12 protein-coding genes and 3 pseudogenes are annotated in these 16,579 nt (G+C 67.7%); 7 read left to right on the forward strand and 8 right to left on the reverse strand.

From position 1 onward, the window contains the following. Nucleotides 1-418: 418 nt before the first annotated feature. Nucleotides 419-1,228, reverse strand: a complete 810-nt coding sequence (locus ON20_RS14595) for an alpha/beta hydrolase (protein WP_245547240.1) — start codon at nucleotides 1,226-1,228, stop codon at nucleotides 419-421. Nucleotides 1,229-1,961: 733 nt separating this feature from the next. Between ON20_RS14595 and gnd the strand changes: the two genes are divergently transcribed. Beyond that, a complete protein-coding gene (gene gnd, locus ON20_RS14600) occupies nucleotides 1,962-3,407 on the forward strand; it encodes an NADP-dependent phosphogluconate dehydrogenase (RefSeq protein ID WP_174361888.1) in 1,446 nt (481 codons plus the stop codon). Between the two features lie 118 nt (nucleotides 3,408-3,525). Continuing rightward, nucleotides 3,526-3,984: pseudogene (locus ON20_RS14605) on the forward strand (hypothetical protein); the annotation flags it as partial. A 620-nt stretch (nucleotides 3,985-4,604) separates the two neighbouring features. Here the strand turns inward: ON20_RS14605 and ON20_RS14615 are convergent. Then, the gene (locus ON20_RS14615) at nucleotides 4,605-6,530 is read right to left on the reverse strand and encodes a heavy metal translocating P-type ATPase (protein WP_051162533.1); all 1,926 of its coding nucleotides are present in this window, start codon (nucleotides 6,528-6,530) and stop codon (nucleotides 4,605-4,607) included. 777 nt (nucleotides 6,531-7,307) lie between these two features. Here ON20_RS14615 and ON20_RS14625 point away from each other — a divergent pair. Continuing rightward, nucleotides 7,308-7,850 (forward strand): cytochrome P450 family protein, encoded by a 543-nt coding sequence (locus tag ON20_RS14625; protein WP_157228853.1) that lies wholly within the window; start codon nucleotides 7,308-7,310, stop codon nucleotides 7,848-7,850. On the opposite strand, the gene ON20_RS36430 is transcribed toward ON20_RS14625, so the two are convergent. The 6 genes and pseudogenes from ON20_RS36430 to ON20_RS14650 form a co-directional block, all read right to left on the reverse strand. Next, nucleotides 7,736-8,440, reverse strand: a complete 705-nt coding sequence (locus ON20_RS36430; RefSeq protein WP_157228854.1) for a hypothetical protein — start codon at nucleotides 8,438-8,440, stop codon at nucleotides 7,736-7,738. The genes ON20_RS14625 and ON20_RS36430 overlap by 115 nt on opposite strands. A gap of 166 nt (nucleotides 8,441-8,606) precedes the next feature. Further along, the gene (locus tag ON20_RS14635) at nucleotides 8,607-9,023 is read right to left on the reverse strand and encodes a nuclear transport factor 2 family protein (RefSeq protein ID WP_040836090.1); all 417 of its coding nucleotides are present in this window, start codon (nucleotides 9,021-9,023) and stop codon (nucleotides 8,607-8,609) included. 1,021 nt (nucleotides 9,024-10,044) lie between these two features. Beyond that, nucleotides 10,045-11,004: pseudogene (locus tag ON20_RS38910) on the reverse strand (glycoside hydrolase family 65 protein); the annotation flags it as partial. Between the two features lie 79 nt (nucleotides 11,005-11,083). Further along, nucleotides 11,084-11,710 (reverse strand): annotated as a pseudogene (locus tag ON20_RS40580) (hypothetical protein); the annotation flags it as partial. A 105-nt stretch (nucleotides 11,711-11,815) separates the two neighbouring features. Further along, complete coding sequence (locus ON20_RS14645; RefSeq protein ID WP_040836092.1) at nucleotides 11,816-12,142, reverse strand: histone-like nucleoid-structuring protein Lsr2; 327 nt, start codon at nucleotides 12,140-12,142, stop codon at nucleotides 11,816-11,818. Nucleotides 12,143-12,362: 220 nt separating this feature from the next. After that, entirely contained in the window at nucleotides 12,363-12,974 is a 612-nt protein-coding gene (locus ON20_RS14650; protein ID WP_040836094.1) for a TetR/AcrR family transcriptional regulator, read from the reverse strand. 102 nt (nucleotides 12,975-13,076) lie between these two features. On the opposite strand from ON20_RS14650, the gene ON20_RS14655 reads away from it, so the two are divergent. From ON20_RS14655 to ON20_RS14670, 4 genes are all read left to right on the forward strand, one after another. After that, nucleotides 13,077-14,456: a cytochrome P450 gene (locus ON20_RS14655; RefSeq protein ID WP_040836095.1), complete on the forward strand. Its 1,380-nt coding sequence runs from the start codon at nucleotides 13,077-13,079 to the stop codon at nucleotides 14,454-14,456. A 437-nt stretch (nucleotides 14,457-14,893) separates the two neighbouring features. Beyond that, nucleotides 14,894-15,265 carry a hypothetical protein gene (locus ON20_RS14660; protein ID WP_040836097.1) on the forward strand — a complete coding sequence of 124 codons (372 nt, stop codon included), beginning with the start codon at nucleotides 14,894-14,896 and terminating at the stop codon, nucleotides 15,263-15,265. Between the two features lie 377 nt (nucleotides 15,266-15,642). Further along, the gene (locus ON20_RS14665; RefSeq protein WP_040836099.1) at nucleotides 15,643-16,143 is read left to right on the forward strand and encodes a nucleoside deaminase; all 501 of its coding nucleotides are present in this window, start codon (nucleotides 15,643-15,645) and stop codon (nucleotides 16,141-16,143) included. A 34-nt stretch (nucleotides 16,144-16,177) separates the two neighbouring features. Then, the gene (locus ON20_RS14670) at nucleotides 16,178-16,570 is read left to right on the forward strand and encodes an amidohydrolase family protein (protein ID WP_040836101.1); all 393 of its coding nucleotides are present in this window, start codon (nucleotides 16,178-16,180) and stop codon (nucleotides 16,568-16,570) included. Nucleotides 16,571-16,579: the final 9 nt, after the last annotated feature.

Below are 16,579 nucleotides of genomic sequence, written 5' to 3' on the forward strand. Positions count from 1 at the left end.
GACGTGGAAACAACGGCGGCTCGTGACCACCAGGGAGTGCCGGCTCGGCCCGCAATCGAACCGATTCCCACGATGGCGCGCTCGAGATATCCGACGACGGCGTCGGTGGCCCGGGCCACGCTTTCCGCGGCGGAGCGGGGGTATGGCCCGGCCGCTGCCGGGAACGGGGCGGGTACTCGGAGAGTCACTCCACCTCGAAACCGGTGCACGACTCCAGATGCCCGCAGGCGGTACACCCGCAGGCGGTACAGCGGGACGCGTCGACCGCTCTCCGGGGCCGGCCGAATCGTGTGGGGGTGGGCTGCCGCCCGCTCGTCAGCAGCGGAGTCCACGACGCACGGCAGCCCTCGGAACGAGCCGTCGGCCACATCGACCGCAGCCGCTTACAGTTTTCCGTCCGACCTGGTTGCGGGGTGGTTCAGGCTCCGATGGCTTGCGCCAGGTACGGCCAGGAGTCGTGCAGATCAGTTTCGAACTGACCCCAGGTATGGGCGCCCGTGGGGCGGTCGACATGGACCGCGGATATCCCGAGCTGGGTCAGCCGAGCGGCGAACGCCGAGGTGCAAGCGCTCGCGATGGCCTCCACCGGCGGGAAGCCCCAGCCGCGGTCGTATTCCCCCGGCATCCCCGAGGCCGCCGACAGATAGATGGTCTTCCCGGCAAGCCTGCCACCGTGTACGAACGCGTCGTGGGCTTGCCACCCGATACTTCCAGGTGCACCCCACATATTGCCGGGGTTCCCGCCGCCGCGTGCCACCTGGGTGCTGACCATGGCCACCCCTGCTGCGTCCGCTGCCCAAGGGCATCCGCTGTAGGAGGCCACCGCCCGATAGCGTTCGGGTACCTGGATGGCCAGGTCCACGGCGGAACCGCCACTCATGGAGACCCCGGCGATCGCGTTCCTGCCGGTGGTGCTCAGTCGGGCATCGATGACGGAGGGCAGCTCCCGAGTGAGGTAGGTCTGCCACCGGTGACGCCCGATCGCCGGGTCGTCGGCCTGCCAGTCGGTGTACATGCTGTAGGCGCCACCCATCGGCATCACCACGTTCACGTTCTTGTCCGCGAAGAACCGACGGACATCGGTATCGTGCCACCAGGAGATACCGTCCAGCCCGCCGCCGATTCCGGTGAGTAGGTACAGGGTGGGCGCCGGCCCCCCGTTCGCGGCCCGGATTACCCGGTGGGTCACCACCCGGTCCATCGACGGCGAGTACACGTCGATACTCATCGAACGACCATCGAGTTGCTCTTCTCGAACCAGGTGCGCGCCCGGCGGAGCGGCCTCCGCAAAGGGTGCCGACACGATCGACAGGGAACCGCAGAAAACCAGAACACTCAGCAGCGCAAAGTAATACGTGACAATCCTCACCCGATCCGTTGTACCCGTTTCACCGTCACTCACCCGGCCGGAGGCGGTCGGGGCCGGCGCTTCGATTTCGCGGCCCGCCTCGATCCGAAAGACCCGACCGCTCACGGGTACCCGGTCGGGCAGGCGCAACTCCCCCGGGCCACGCGGCCGGCCCTCAGCGGAGCTGTCAGCGCGGCCGTACCGATGCGGAACAACCATGTGCCCGGCCACCGGCGGTGCCGTGGGGGTCCGGGCGCCACTGCGGCCCGGCCGGCACCGGCCGCTCCCCGGCCCATCGGCGAGCGGCGGTAGGCGCGGCCGTCCGGCCGTGGCTCCGGCCGGAGATCGGCGAGAGTACACCCGGCACGAGGCCGGCAGAAGGTGTGAGCAGGTCGGTTGTCGGCACGCTCGCCGGCGCGACTCCGCCACAGGGTCGGCCGACCCTGTGGCGTGAACGAATCACCTGCGACCCGCCGACCGGATCCGGGACACGGACGTGGACCGGCTGTATTCACCGTCCGCCTACGAGGTAGAAAGGTCGGGGCAGTCGATATGCCACCGAGCGGCCGATCGCGGCCACCACTTGTAGATGTCGACCGAAGAGAGCAGGTTCATGGCGTCCTCCACAGCGCGTGCACAGATCGGGGTCACCGGCCTGGCGGTGATGGGCAGCAATATCGCCCGCAACTTCGCTAAACACGGCTACACCGTGGCGCTGCACAACCGCAGCATCGCCAAAACCGATGCGCTGCTGGAGGCGCACGGCGACGACGGCGATTTCATCCGCACCGAGAGCATCGCCGAGTTCGTCGCGGCGCTCGAGAAACCGCGCCGGGTGCTCATCATGGTCAAGGCGGGTGCCGCCACCGATGCGGTCATCGAAGAACTCGCCGCCGCCATGGAACCCGGCGATATCATCATCGACGGCGGTAACGCCCTCTACACCGACACCATCCGCCGGGAGGCGGCGCTGCGCGAGCGCGGGCTGAACTTCGTCGGCGCCGGTATCTCCGGGGGTGAGGAGGGTGCGCTGAACGGCCCCTCGATCATGCCGGGCGGTCCGGAGGAGTCCTACGAGTCGCTGGGACCGCTATTGGAGTCGATCGCGGCGCAGGTCGACGGTACTCCGTGCTGCACCCATATCGGCCCCGACGGTTCCGGTCACTTCGTCAAGATGGTGCACAACGGTATCGAGTATGCCGATATGCAGCTCATCGGTGAGGCATATCATCTGTTCCGCTCGGCGCTCGATTTCGACGCCAAGCAGATCGCCGATGTGTTCGCCCGGTGGAACACCGGCGACCTGGAGAGCTACCTGGTGGAGATCACCGCCGAGGTGTTGAACCAGGTCGACGCAAAGACCGGCAAACCGCTGGTCGACGTCATCGTCGACGCCGCCGAGCAGAAGGGCACCGGCCGCTGGACTGTCAAGTCCGCATTGGATCTCGGTATTCCGGTCACCGGGATCGCCGAAGCGGTGTTCGCCCGCGCCCTGTCCGGTTCCCGGGCGCAGCGGCGGGTCGCCACCGGGCTCGCCTCCGGCACCCTGGCCGCCAAACCCACCGACGTCGCCCAGTTCACCGAGGACATCCGGCAGGCCCTCTACGCCTCGAAGGTGGTCGCCTACGCTCAGGGCTTCGACCAGATCGCCGCCGGCAGCGCGGAGTACGGCTGGAACCTGCGGCCCGGCGATCTGGCCACCATCTGGCGCGGCGGCTGCATCATCCGCGCCCGCTTCCTGAACCGCATCAAAGAGGCCTACGAGGCCGAGCCGGAACTGCCCAGCCTGATCCTCGCGCCCTACTTCCGCGAGGCGATCGAAACGGCCATCGACAGCTGGCGGCGCGTGGTCTCCACCGCCACCCTGCTCGGCATCCCGGTGCCGGCGTTCGCCTCGTCGCTGTCGTACTATGACGCGCTGCGCGCCGAACGGCTTCCTGCAGCGCTGACCCAGGCGCAGCGCGATTTCTTCGGTGCCCACACCTATGAGCGCGTCGACGCCAAGGGCAAGTTCCACACGCTGTGGAGTGGCGATCGCAGCGAGGTCGAGGCCGGCTGAGTACCGCCGGGTCGGATGCGGCCGCACAGTGGACCGCATCCGACCGTCGCCGGGCTTCCGCACCCGAACGGGTCCTCATCCCAGGCCCGTGATCGGTCACGCCGGGCGCCCTCGATCCATCCTGGACCGGTTCGCCGCCCACCCCGGTATTCAACTGGGCTTCTCCGACGCGGGCGCGCATCTGCGGAATATGGCCTTCTACAATTTCGGCCTCCGCTTCCTGCGCCGCATGTACCGGGCCGAACAGTCCGGCAATCCGGTCATTCCGATGGAGCGGGCCGTGCACCGGCTCACCGGGGAACTGGCCGATTGGTACGGCATCGACGCCGGACACCTGCGTGAAGGTGACCGCGCCGATGTAGTGGTGCTCGACCCGGCCGGTCTGGATTCCTCCCTCGACGAATACGCCGAAAGCCCCGTCGCCCAATACGGGAACCTGGAGCGCATGGTCAACCGCAACGATGCGGCGGTGTCGGCGGTGTTCATCGGCGGCCGGTACGTCTTCGGCGACGGTATCGCCGACCCGGTGCCGGGCAATGCTCGCACAGGGCGTTTTCTGCGTGCCGGGCAGCGATAGGGGCAATCGGGTACCCGGCCCCACGGCCGGGTACAGGTTCGACCTTCGGCGTGCGGGCAGGCGGCGGAGCGGGTTCGGGAGCGCAGCGGATGCCTGGCGTTCTCGGGCAGTGTTCGGTCGAGGAGGTCGGTGACGGCAACCAGGGTGTCGAAACACCGGGCGCGGGTCGTGTCCCAGGCGGGGACGCGGCACGGAGGGGAAGATACCCGGCGGTGGTGAGCCGCAGCAGGACGGGTGGGATGTTCCGGACGGCGCGGGGCAGCGGGAATTTCGGATGCGGCGGCAGGGGTCCGCAGTTCCCGGACCTGGTCGGTCCACTCGGCATAGCGCCTGTCCGCGGTGCGGTCGCCGAATTCCCCGCCGTGCACCCGGTGCCGTTCGCCTTCGGCCGGCGCGGCCTTCCGGGCCGGCCGGCCCGCCGAAGCGCCGCGTGGACGCGGCGGTGGCGGTGATCCGCGCCCATTCGGGTTGGCCGGCTACCCGACGGGCCACCGAGGAGGTCCTCGGTTCAGGTCGTGGCGATGTGTCCGACCGCTCCGGCGGTGGCCATCGCCGTGGGGACCGCGCAGCGGACCGACACGGTAGAACCGCCGCATGTCCGCGTGCCGTCGAGCGGGTGCTCATCGCAAGTGTGTGCCACGTGCGGCCTGATCCCACACATGGCCGGTGAGCAGGCGTAGACCGTTGAGGCCGACGATCACGGTGGAGCCTTCGTGGCCTGCCACACCCAGCGGCAGCGGTAGGTGTCCGAGCAGGTCCCATACGACCAGCACGGTAATGAAGGTGGTCGCGATCGCCAGGTTGGCGATCACGGTGCGGCGGGCTCGTCGAGCCAGCGCGATCACGGCGGGGACGGTGGTGAGGTCGTCACGGACCACGACCGCGTCGGCGGTCTGCAGGGTCAGGCCGGACCCCGCTCCGCCCATGGCGATTCCGACGTGGGCGGCGGCGAGCGCTGGAGCGTCGTTGATGCCGTCGCCGACGACGGTGAGGCATGCGCCGTCGGTCTCGAGTCGGCGCACGACGGTGACCTTGTCGTCGGGTAGCAGCTCGGCGTGGACGTCGGTGATGGCGACCTGGCCGGCGAGCCGGGTGGCGGTGGCAGAGTTGTCGCCGGTGAGCAGCACTGGTGCGGTGCCGGTCAATTCGGTGACCGCGGCGACGGTCGCGGCGGCTTCGGGCCGGAGCCGGTCGGTGATACCCAGGACCGCGACGGGCCTATGTTCGCACAGCACGACCACGGCGGTGCGCCCTATCCGTCGTAGCTCGTCGACCACGGCCGCCACATCGGGTACCGGCGGGTCGATGGAGCCCAGCAGCGCGGTGGGGGAACCGACCTGGACGAAGTGCCCATCGACCAGCGCCGAGACCCCCCGGCCGGGCCGGGCGCTGAATTCATCGGCGATGGGCAGCCGCAGGTAACGCTCGCGGGCGGCGCGCACGACCGCGCCGGCCAGGGGATGTTCGCTGGGGTGTTCGGCGGCCGCGGCCAGTCGCAGGACCTGCTCGTCGGTGAACGGGCTGTCGGGCAGTGGACGGATATCGGCGAGTTCGGGGGTGCCCCGGGTCAGGGTGCCGGTCTTGTCGAACGCGACGCGGGTGGTAGCGCCGAATTGTTCCATCACCACCGCGGATTTCACCAGCACACCGTGTCGGCCGGCGTTGGCGATCGCGGCCAGCAGCGGCGGCATGGTGGCCAGTACCACCGCACACGGGGAGGCCACGATCATGAACGTCATGGCTCGCAGCAGCGCAGACCGCAGATCCGCACCGAACAGCAGCGGCACGATGAACACCGCCGGGGTCACCACGACCATGCCCACCGAGTAGCGTTGTTCGACCTTCTCGACGAACAACTGGGTTTTGGCTTTGGTGCGGCCGGCCTCTTCGACCAGAGCGGCGATGCGCGCCACGACGGAGTCCTCGGCACGGCGGTCCACCCGGATCCGCAGGGCGCCGGTGCCGTTGAGAGTGCCGGCGAACACCTCGTCGCCGACGGCCTTGTCCATCGGCATGGATTCACCGGTGATGGTGGCCTGATCGACCTCGCTTGCTCCGGCCACGACCGACCCGTCGGCGGCAATGCGGTCGCCGGGTCGCACCAGGATCACATCGCCGACCGCGAGGTCGGCGGCCCGAACTGTTTGTTCGCCCCCCTCGGCGGTTGGACGGATGGCGGTTTCGGGAGCCGAATCCAGCAGCCCGCGCAGCGAATCCTCGGTCCGCGCGGTCGCCAGGGCTTCCAGGGCGCCGGAGGTGGCGAAGATGACGATCAGCAGCGCACCGTCGAGGACTTGGCCGATCGCTGCCGCACCGATCGCGGCCACTACCATCAGCAGATCCACCTCGAGGGTCTTCTCCCGCAATGCACGCAACCCGGCCAGGCCCGGTTCCCAACCGCCGGTGACATAGCAGGACAGGTACAACGCCCACCACAGCCACACCGGCGCACCCAGCCACTGCGCTGTCAGACCGAACAGAAACAGCACCATGGCCGTGGCGGCCCACCGTATTTCGGGTAGCCCGAACAGCCGGGCCCGCCGCATCGGCGTCACGGGTGCCACGGAGGGGCGCGGGAGCGTAGTGGTCGAGGAGTCCACAGGGCACCTCCAAGGGTCGGGTACGAACCGCACGACCATAACAGAATAAATGAATAGGTCTTCATTTATGCAAGTGTCTGGGTCCTGCGCAGGCACAGACCCTCTTCGCAACGGTCGCGGGCTCGGTCGCCGATTCCGAACAGACCCTGCCGTGCGCCTATCTGTCGGCGGTGCCGCTGCTCGGATCGCTGCTCAACGGCCTGCCGCCGGAAGGAGCACCACGACTCGGCCGATCGGCCCTGGCTCGCGTCCACCACCACGAGGGAAACGAGGGCAAGCCGTCTCGACTCATGGGTGAGTACGACGCCGCCGCGGTGGCCGGAGTTGTTGGGTTCGCTTTCGTGCTGTCCGGCATCGGCCACCGACCCATGTCGCCGACGCCGAGGGCGCTCATCCGATCACGGCGGCCGAACCGGGACAGCGCCGTCTCGAAGTCGCGTCGCCGAGGGTCGCGGAAGGACGGAACTTGCGTTTGAGTGCGCGGTTCTATCGGTAATGGGCAGGAAGCGGCACGCCCGATTGTGCGGGCCGAACCGGCGTCGGAAACTGGCGGCGCAGGTAACGAAAAACCCTGGGAGCCAATATGTTCGAGTCACTGATCCAGCTTCCTACCCCGGAGAGTCCATTCTCGGGACGCATGAGCGAATTCTGCGTGCCGGTGAGGTCGTACCCATCGAATTGCCCGGCGGCGTGCCGGCGTGGATCGCGGTCGGCCATCGTGCTGTGAGCGAGGTGCTCGACGACAAGATGCTCGCCAGGCATCCGTCACACTGTCCCGCCCTGCGCGATGGCCGGATCCCCGTGGACTGGCCGCTGCGAGCGCTGACCGACGCCGAGCATATGCTCAACCAGGACGGCGCCGAGCATCGGCGGTTGCGCAAGACGATCAACAAGGCGTTCACCCCGGCCCGTATCGCGGCACTGGAACCGCGGATCCAGCAGATCACCACCGAACTCCCGAACGATCTCCCGATCGACGGTGACGTCGGTCTGGTCGCGAACTACACCACCCCCTTGCCGGTCCGGGCGATCTGCGAACTCTTCGGCGTGCCGGTGGACGAGCAGCCCCAGCTCGAGGACCGGACCCTCACCATTGTCTCGGCCACCAGCACCGGTGAAGAGGCGCAGGCGGCGATGGGCGCCATGGGCGGCTACTTCACCGAACTGCTTGCCCGCAAACGGCGAGAACCCGGCGATGACCGCACATCGGCGCGGCCGAGGTTCGCGCGCAGATACTGCCGGACACGCTCCGCCACCTCGGCGTGATGGGACCGCTGGGGTTGGGTTTCCCCTGCGGCCATCAGGCACAGTAGTTCGGTCAACCGATCACACACCGCATTGAACTCACGCCCGAGAGCGGGGATTGTTCGGCGTGAACGCCGCGGATCATATCCGCCCGCGATCCGCCCCAGGCCGCGTCTCATATCGAGCACCAGCCGTATATGCCCGCGGGAGCGTACCCGGTGATCGAACTCCGTGCGCGGAACCTGGAGCGCGTAGGCCGCCGAATACGGGATATGCAGGCGGCAGGGGACCTCCCGCCCGGCCACGATCGCATGCGTGGGCGGGACCCGCAGCACATCGTCACGGAAACGCAGGGAGAACACGTCGCGCTCGGGCACGACGACCCAGTAGAAATCATCGCCCGGAATATCGCGGACATGCCGGCCGGTGCGATTGCACGAGCGGGTCCCACCCTGATCCCAGCGCAGGAGTGTGTACACCTTCGATTCCGGGGCGGCGAGCACGGCACACCATCCGTCGGCCTCACCGAACTCGTACGCCATCGGCAGGAATCCGTCGGCGAGTGCCGTGAACGATTCGGGTCCGCACGGGGCCACGCTGTACCAGCGCATAACGACCGTCCTCTTCGACCGGGCTCGGGCTGCCCCGGGCTGTGGGCCGATACGATCAGCGCCATCACGATACTGAATCCGGGACTTCGTCCGCCGCGGCGGACGGCTCCGAATGCAGATAAGAGCCATCGCCGGTCACGCTGAGCGTAACAACCCCTGAAGCCGTTCATGCTTCGGTGGCTTCTTTCCCGAGCTGCGCGGCGGCCTCGGCCTTGATCCGTTCGAACTGCTCACCCATCCGATCGGCCAACGCCTGCGCGGCCGACAGCGGCCGGACCATGACCATGAAGTCGTCGATCTTGCCGTACTCGTCGAAATGCAGGAAGTCGCAGCCGGTCAACTGCTTGCCGTCCACAGTGGCCTCGAATACGAAGGCGTGATCGCGCCCATCGGCGTCGGCGATCTCACGCACGTAGCGGAAGTCCTCGAACACCCGGATCACCGCGCGCAGGATGGCGGCGGTGATCGCCTTGCCCGGATACGGCTTGAACGCCACCGGACTGGTGAAGACCACAGTGTCGGCCAGCAGCGCTTCGATCGCGGCCTCGTCGCGGGCTTCCACGGCTGCCCGGAAGGGATGCATACCCCACCTCCTGCACTCGATTGGTCGACTGTGCTACTTGCACCGTATCCAACGCCTCCCCCACAAACACCTGCACACCATCACCGGGACCGGTCGTGCTGCGCTGCGCCGCCTGGCAGCCGGTGTGGTCTCTCACAGAAGACGCCCGGACCCTGTTGTGGATCGGGAAGTTCGGGGAAGAACGCCGATTACGTTCCCCCATCGGTATCGGATGACCGGATCGCCCGGGTGGAAGGGACGGCGAACATGCGGGGTCGGGAGGGGAATACGCTGTGCGTTCTGCCGGCGACGGCGCGGCCGCAACCGCCCGCCTGCGACCGGCCGTTCTCTCTGCGCCGGCACTCCGCCGACGGGGTCGAGGCCCGAGGGTGTACTCGGCCAGGAAGCGGATGGCGTGGCGTCTCGGTTGTTCAGGAGCAGGCGGAGCGGGTAGGCAGGCGCAGCGGTGACCCCGCGGTGACCCCGCGGTGACCGTTCGGGGACCGTCGGAGGTGACGAAGGTGATTGCCGGGCCGGCGACGAGGTGGACTCGCGTACCCCTGGGTCGGATATCCATGGCCACTGTGCTGGTACCGACGCGTAGCCCGCGGATGGTCATTCCGCCGTCGAAGCCCTCGGGCAACATCGGGTCCAGTCGCGGCCCGGCGGTTGTCCATCGTAGGCCGGTCGGGCCGTACAGCAGGGCGTGCACAAAACTTGCGGCCCCGGTGAGGAAGATCCACGCGGGCCGGCCTGCGTTGCGTCCGGCGGTACCGCCCGGGGACTCGGCCTGAAAACCGAAGGGGCCTTTGCTGTAGGGGGCGGCAGTGCGGTCGAGATAGCTCCGGGTTCGGCACGGGTCGTATTGCGCGGCAAGTATCGCGCCCACACTGTTGCTCATATTCGGGCCGTCTGGATCGGTGCGCGGGAAATAGTACCGCATGGTTGCCGCCGGGGAGTAGTCGGGTGCGGAATATGTGTACGGGTAACTGAGCAGGACGACGTCGGCCTGTTTGATCTGTTGTCCCTGGTAGCCCAGGTACTCGGCGGGAACACCGGGAGCGATATTGCCGGGCAGGGACATATTGTCCGCGATATCGGCCCAGCGGGCATCGACCGACCTGCCGGTGAGCTCCGCCGCGGATCGTGCGAGCCGCATGGTATTGACGACGCCGACATTGGTGAGGGTGTGGTCAATGGTTGCGACCGCATATTCGTCGGCTGCGGTGGCCGGGGCGAAATGGTATTTCCCATCAGGGAGTTTCGGGCCGACGCGGGCGACGAGATAGTCGGCGATCGCGGTGATGACCGGCGCGCCGGCAGTGCGCAGCCAGTCGTGGTCACCGGTGGCCAGGTAGTAGGACCACTGGGCGAGCGCGATCTCGTTCTGCAGGTGGGTCTGGTCGAGTCCGCATTTGAGCGGGGTCGGGCATCGCTGGTCCGGGCCGTTGTTCCAGGGGTAGACGGCTCCGGGCATCCCGAATGCTCGTGCGTTGGCCAAGGCTTGGGGCAGTGCTGCGGCGCGCATATCGACCACGGTGCGGGCCAACTCGGGATAGAGCGCGAGCAGGGCCGGGAAGATCCAGGTCTCGGCGTCCCAGAAGACCATGCCGCCGTAGTCGTCGGACGACAGTCCGGCCGGGGGAATCGACCACCGCTGTCCGGGGCGCACGCCGGCGAGCACCGAATACAGTGCCGGCCGTAGCCAGAACCGGTAGTCGGGGTGACCCGGGATATCGATGGTCGGCGCCCACAGTCGCTGCCAATCGGCGGTGTGGTTGCTGTGCACGGCGTCGAAACCTGCCGCCGCTCCGGCCTCCGATGCCGCTTGGGCCACCGTGGCCGGATCCGCGGTGTCGGCGGTGGTCGACAGCCCGACATATTTGGTGAATGTGTACACGCCACCGGCGGTCACCGGCTCGGCCACGCGCAGACCCGCGGTGGCACCCGTGCTCGGTATGGGCTCGGCCGGTGCGCCGCCCGGTGTTTCGAGGGTGGACACCTCGAACGCGGTACCGGCGTCCCCGACGGCGCACTCCGACCATTGTCCGGTGCCGGGCGGGGTCGGTCGACGCGGCCAACGGAGTCACTCGGCGTGCGGCGGCACCGTCGAGCAGGTCGGTGACGACGATCGTGCCGGTGAAATACGTTCTGAGGGTGAGGCGTTGAACGCCGAGATTGGGCCGGGACCGGGATAGGAACGTCCGGTAGCTCAGGTCGATGCGGCGGCCGGGGTCCGGCGACCAGGTGGTGGCGGTGGTAACGGTCGCGGTGCGGTAGTCCAGGTGCTGCCGGTATTCGGACACGGTGGCGGGGTCGACACCGGGAGCGTAGGTGTGCTCACCTGTCGATACGGTCAGCCCGGTCCATGCCGGTAGAGCTGCGATGGTTTGATCGAAGGTGAGTACGTCGCCGGTACGCGCGTAGAAGCCGGCGGCGAACGTACCGGTGTAGCGGGGCTCCTGCAGCGGCCACGAAGTACGGTCGTCGGGTCCGTAATCCTGATATCCCGCACCCGTTGGGGGCAGCACCGTGCCGAATGCGCCGTTGCCGAGATAGGGTGCGCGCCGGTGGTCGCCGGGCACGAACTCTGCGGAAACGGCCACCCAGTCGTCGCCGGTCGGTACGTCGGGGTCGGCGGAGGTGCGGACGGGGGCCGACAGTGCCACCAGGGTCACACTCGCGACGAGCAGGATCGTGACACGCATCTGAGCAAGATAGCCCGACCATCGGCCGATCTCGACGCGACGACAGAGCGCTCGGCGCGTCCCACCCGCTGTCCCGCCGGGGCGGCCGCCGCCAATTCGCCGCTGTCACCCCATCGCGCGCTGGTATGCGTTTACCACCCGAGCGGGAATCCGGCCACGCTGGGGCACCTCATGCCCGTTGCGTCGAGCCCATTCCCGTATCGCCTTCGCCGACACCGCGCGAGCGGGCTTCTCCCGCCGGACGCGCCGTGTACCACCGACCTTGCGGGCAAAAGGTGTCCATTTGCCGAACGCGGCACGTAGCTCGGCGGCATTGGCTTCGGACAAGTCGATCTCTAATACGACCCCATCGATCCCGAACGACACCGTCTCCGCCGCAACGGACTCGGCATCGAGATCATCCACCACTGTCACAACAACTTTGCGCGCCACGCCCTGATCCCTTCACTCACCACACCCACCGGCCATCCCGGCACCGCCGGAACCCTAATGGACCCACCGGGTTCGAATTCTCAGGAAATGCTGAGAAACCGATGAGAAAGTGCCCCTTGGACACTCGCCTGCCCGGAAGGATCGGCGATGGCACACCGTGACCCTACGCCGAGCGATCCGCTCGCGCCGGTCGACAGCGGCCCGCTCGCGGTCACAGCTGTCAGCGATAGAGGCCGAGGAGCGCGCGTGACGCCGCATCGACGATCTCGTCGGCGGATACTTCCAAGGTGGCGTCCAACCACGCGGTGACGAGTTCGGCCATACCGCCGACGAAGAGCAGGCCCGCGGTCTCGTCCTCGTTCTCGCTCCGGTCGGAAGAGCCGAGAAACTTGCGCGCCTCGAGTGCCGACTGATGGGCCAGATGGCGCAGGAGCTCCGTCCGGCGCTGCCGCAGCTTCGGCACGGCGACGGACTCCACGATGGCGACTCGGCCTTTCCGGGGATCGTCGACCAGCAGTTGCACGAAGGCGCGGATCGAGGCACGCGCCCGCGCCTCCGGATCCTCGCCGGCGTTCTCGGCGGCACGCCGACCGGCCTCCTCGATCTCGGCCGCGATCGCGTTCATCACCGCCTCGAGCAACTCGTCCAGCCCGGAGAAGCTCTCGTAGAAGTAGCGCTCGCTGAGGCCTGCCTCGACGCAGACGGCGGTCATCGTGGTCCGTGTCTCCGGGGACGCCCATACCGTGAGGGCGGCCTCGAACAGACGGGCCCGGCGTTCGGCCGCACGCTCGGCGGCGCTGACACCCCGGTAGACCCCTGATTGCACGGCCATGTTCCCAAGCATGCCACAAGGGCTTCGTGAGCCAAGGTTGACAGGGCATGCTTCCCGAATCAGGCTGGAGGTGACCACCACCACATGAGCACGAGGTGAACCATGACGGCCAAGGCCCCGGAACCACGCGAGGGAGCGGCCGGGAAGGAGGCCGTGGCCCTGCGGCCGATCCCGGTCCAGCACTGCGACGACCGCGGCTTGCCCGTGATCGGGCAAGTCCTGGAGTACGCCAAGGATCCGGTCGAGCTCTGTCGCCGCCACTGGGAGCGCTACGGCCCGGTCGCTCCGTTCCGCGCGCTCGGCAAGACCGCGGTGATGCTGCTCGGCCCCGACGCCTGCGGGGAGGCCCTGCAGAACAAGGACAAGGCGTTCGCCAACGAGCCGGCGTGGTCCCAGCTCGTCGGCCCGTTCTTCAATCGTGGCCTCATGCTTCTCGACTTCGAGGAGCACAAAGCGCACCGGCGGATCATGCAGGAGGCATTCACCCGCCGGCGACTCGAGACATACACCCGCCGTCTTCACCCCGCCATCGAGCAGGGAGTGACGAGCTGGGAGGAGGGCAAGGAGTTCCCGTCATACTGGAAGCTCAAGCAGCTCACCCTCGATATCGCCGCGGACCTGTTCATGGGCGGAGCGCAGGACACCGACCAGGCCGAAATGGACCGGATCCACAAGGCGTTCATCGCCTGCGTCCAGGCCGCGGCCGGTATAGTCCGCGCCAATGTGCCGTTCAGCCGGTGGGGCAGGGCTTATCGCGGCCGCAAAGTGCTCGAAGACTTCCTCCGCCACTACCTGCCCGCCAAACGCGCTCGGCAAACCGACGATATCTTCTCGGTGCTCTGCCACGTCGAGAACGAGGACGGTGAGCGGTTCGCCGATGACGACGTGGTGAACCACATGATCTTCCTGATGATGGCGGCGCACGACACCTCGACCATCACCACCTCCACGATCCTGCAGTACCTCGGGCAGCACCCGGACTGGCAGGAGCGCTGCCGCGCCGAGGCGCTCGCGCTCGGCCCCACACCGTCGATGGCCGAGCTGGAGAGCCTGGTCTCGATCGACCTGGTGATGCGCGAGGCGCTGCGGCTGCGGGCCCCGGTCCCGGTCCTGGTCCGGTACACGGTCGAGGACACCGTGGTCCAAGGCGTCCGCATCCCCGCCGACACCGACGTCATACTCGGCATCCAGTTCACCCACCTCATGGAGGACTACTGGACCGACCCGATGGTCTTCGACCCCGACCGGTTCGGCCCCGAACGCCGGGAGGACAAATCACATCGGTTCGCCTGGGTGCCATTCGGCGGCGGTGTGCACAAGTGCATCGGGATGCACTTCGGCGGCCTCGAGGTCAAGGCGATCATGCACAGTCTGCTGCGCCGATACCACTGGACCGTCGACCCCGACTACGTGCCGCCGATGGACTACCACTCCCTCCCGTTCCCCAAGGACGGCCTGCCGATCACCTTGATCGGAAACTGAGGAACGAGACCGCGACTGAGGAACGAGACCGCGACGAGCAGCAGCACCAGGTCGGCCGCGGGATCGGATCGGTCGGCCGGTGTGCAGGCACGCCTGGGTGAGTGCACCGCGCATGTCGATGCCCAGGCGTTCGCCGACCGCACTCACTCCCACCATCACTGCCCCGTCGGAACCCGCCGAGAAAACAGGTGCCCGTCCCGGCACGGCTTCGAGGCGTACGCCCGCGATCCCCGCTGCGGCAGCGTCTCGCTCCGGGTGCGGCCAGGGCCATCGCGGCAATGATCACCCCGACACCGCCCATCACCGAGCGATCATCGCAATGTCACAGCCACTGCCGCCGCTCGGGCCGAACGCGACGCACCTGTTCGGCATGTGCGGATTCGGCGGTGGCGACCTGCTCGAGGACTGGATCGACCGAGCCGACGCCGCCGGCACCGATGTCGCCGCATGGCGGCAGGCCGACACCGGCCGGGCGCCGCGCGTTGGCGCATACACCCGGTTCCCCCGATTACCGGACTGTTCCAGATCCGCGACACCACCAACCCAACCTCATCCGCATCGCGTCCTGGCGCGGCCACACCCGTATCAGCACCTTCGACCCCTCACCCACCGGGGTGCGCGATATCCGGGTCACCGGCACCGCCGACCACATCATCGACACGCTCGACCACGCCCCCACCGCGACGCAACCGACCCGGCATCGTTCTCCCCGAGTGCCGGGTGCGGTCTTCGGCGATCCCGGTCGGGGATACGTACAGTCGGCGCCGCTGCCGCGATTCGTCCGCACACCTCAGGAAACGTCTCTGTAGTCGGGCGGTACGGGGCGTTTCCCGCGTGGTTGTCGCGGACACGATTCTGGTGGTGCATCGCGTGACCTGCGACAGACCAATCGGCTGGTTATGATGGCCGCGTCGTCGATCCCGCCTCATGCTTCCCGGACGGCGGCGAGTTCCTCCCCCATCAGCGAGCCTTCCCGGCACTCGCCGGCACCCGCGAATGGGTGCTCGACCCCTACACGCCGACAACCCCTACATGCTGACAAAGGGGACTCGTCCACCCCAGTGGTCCTGGCCGCGGCGGCCTCCAAATCCTCGCCGCAGAGTGTGGCCGGGGCCGCTCACGCTCGTGTTCCACTTCGGCGCGTGTCGGCTCGGTCCAGTTTGTCGAGACAAGAGAGGAACCCGTTATGGACTTCGCGCAACGCACCATCGACATGGCCCGCGACAACGTCACCAAAGGTGGGCGGCCCTTCGCAGCCGTCATCGTCAAGGACGGCGCGGTCGTGGCCGAAAGCGCGAACATCGTGGCTCAGACCAACGATCCCATCGCCCACGCGGAGATACTGGCCATCCGTGAGGCCTGCACCAAACTCGGCTCCGAGGAGTTGATCGGCGCCACCATCTATATCCTTGCCCATCCGTGCCCGATGTGCTTAGGAGCGCTGTACTATTGCTCGCCCGACGAAGTCGTCTTCCTCGCCACTCGCGAGGCGTATGAGCCGTATTACGTCGACGACCGCAAGTACTTCCAGTTGAGCAGCTTCTATGACGAGTTCGCCAAGTCCTGGGATCAGCGAGGCCTGCCCATGCGCTACGAACCCCACGACGCAGCAATCGACGTCTACCGCCTGTGGCAGGACCACAACGACGGCCACCGCCACGTCCCCGAAACCACCACACCACAATGAGAAGCCCCGGAACCAGGACTCGATGCGATGAGGTGTGAGTGCGACCGGCAGGCAGAGCTCGCGGCCGGGCCACAAACGCAGAAAGTTCCGCAAGTATCACGACCAGCTGCTCGATGGCGCCGAACGTGTGGCCACGAGCAAAGTCGAGGTTGCGTTCGGCACCGACGCCGGCATGTTCCCCCACGCGGAGAACTGGAAGGAATTCCCGATGCTGGTCTCGACCGGCATCACTCCGCTGCGTGCACTGAAGGCGGCGACCAGCGTGGCGGCCGAACTGCTCGGCCTCGAGGAACTGGGTGTGGTCGACGAAGGCAAAATCGCCGACCTGATCGCCATGCCCGGCGACCCGTTCACCGATATAACCCTTACCGGCAAGGTCGACTTCGTGATGAAGGGCGGCGTGATCTACAAACACACCAGGCCCTGAACGGTGGCC

The sequence above is a fragment of the Nocardia brevicatena NBRC 12119 genome, from assembly GCF_000308495.1.
GTDB lineage: Bacteria > Actinomycetota > Actinomycetes > Mycobacteriales > Mycobacteriaceae > Nocardia > Nocardia brevicatena.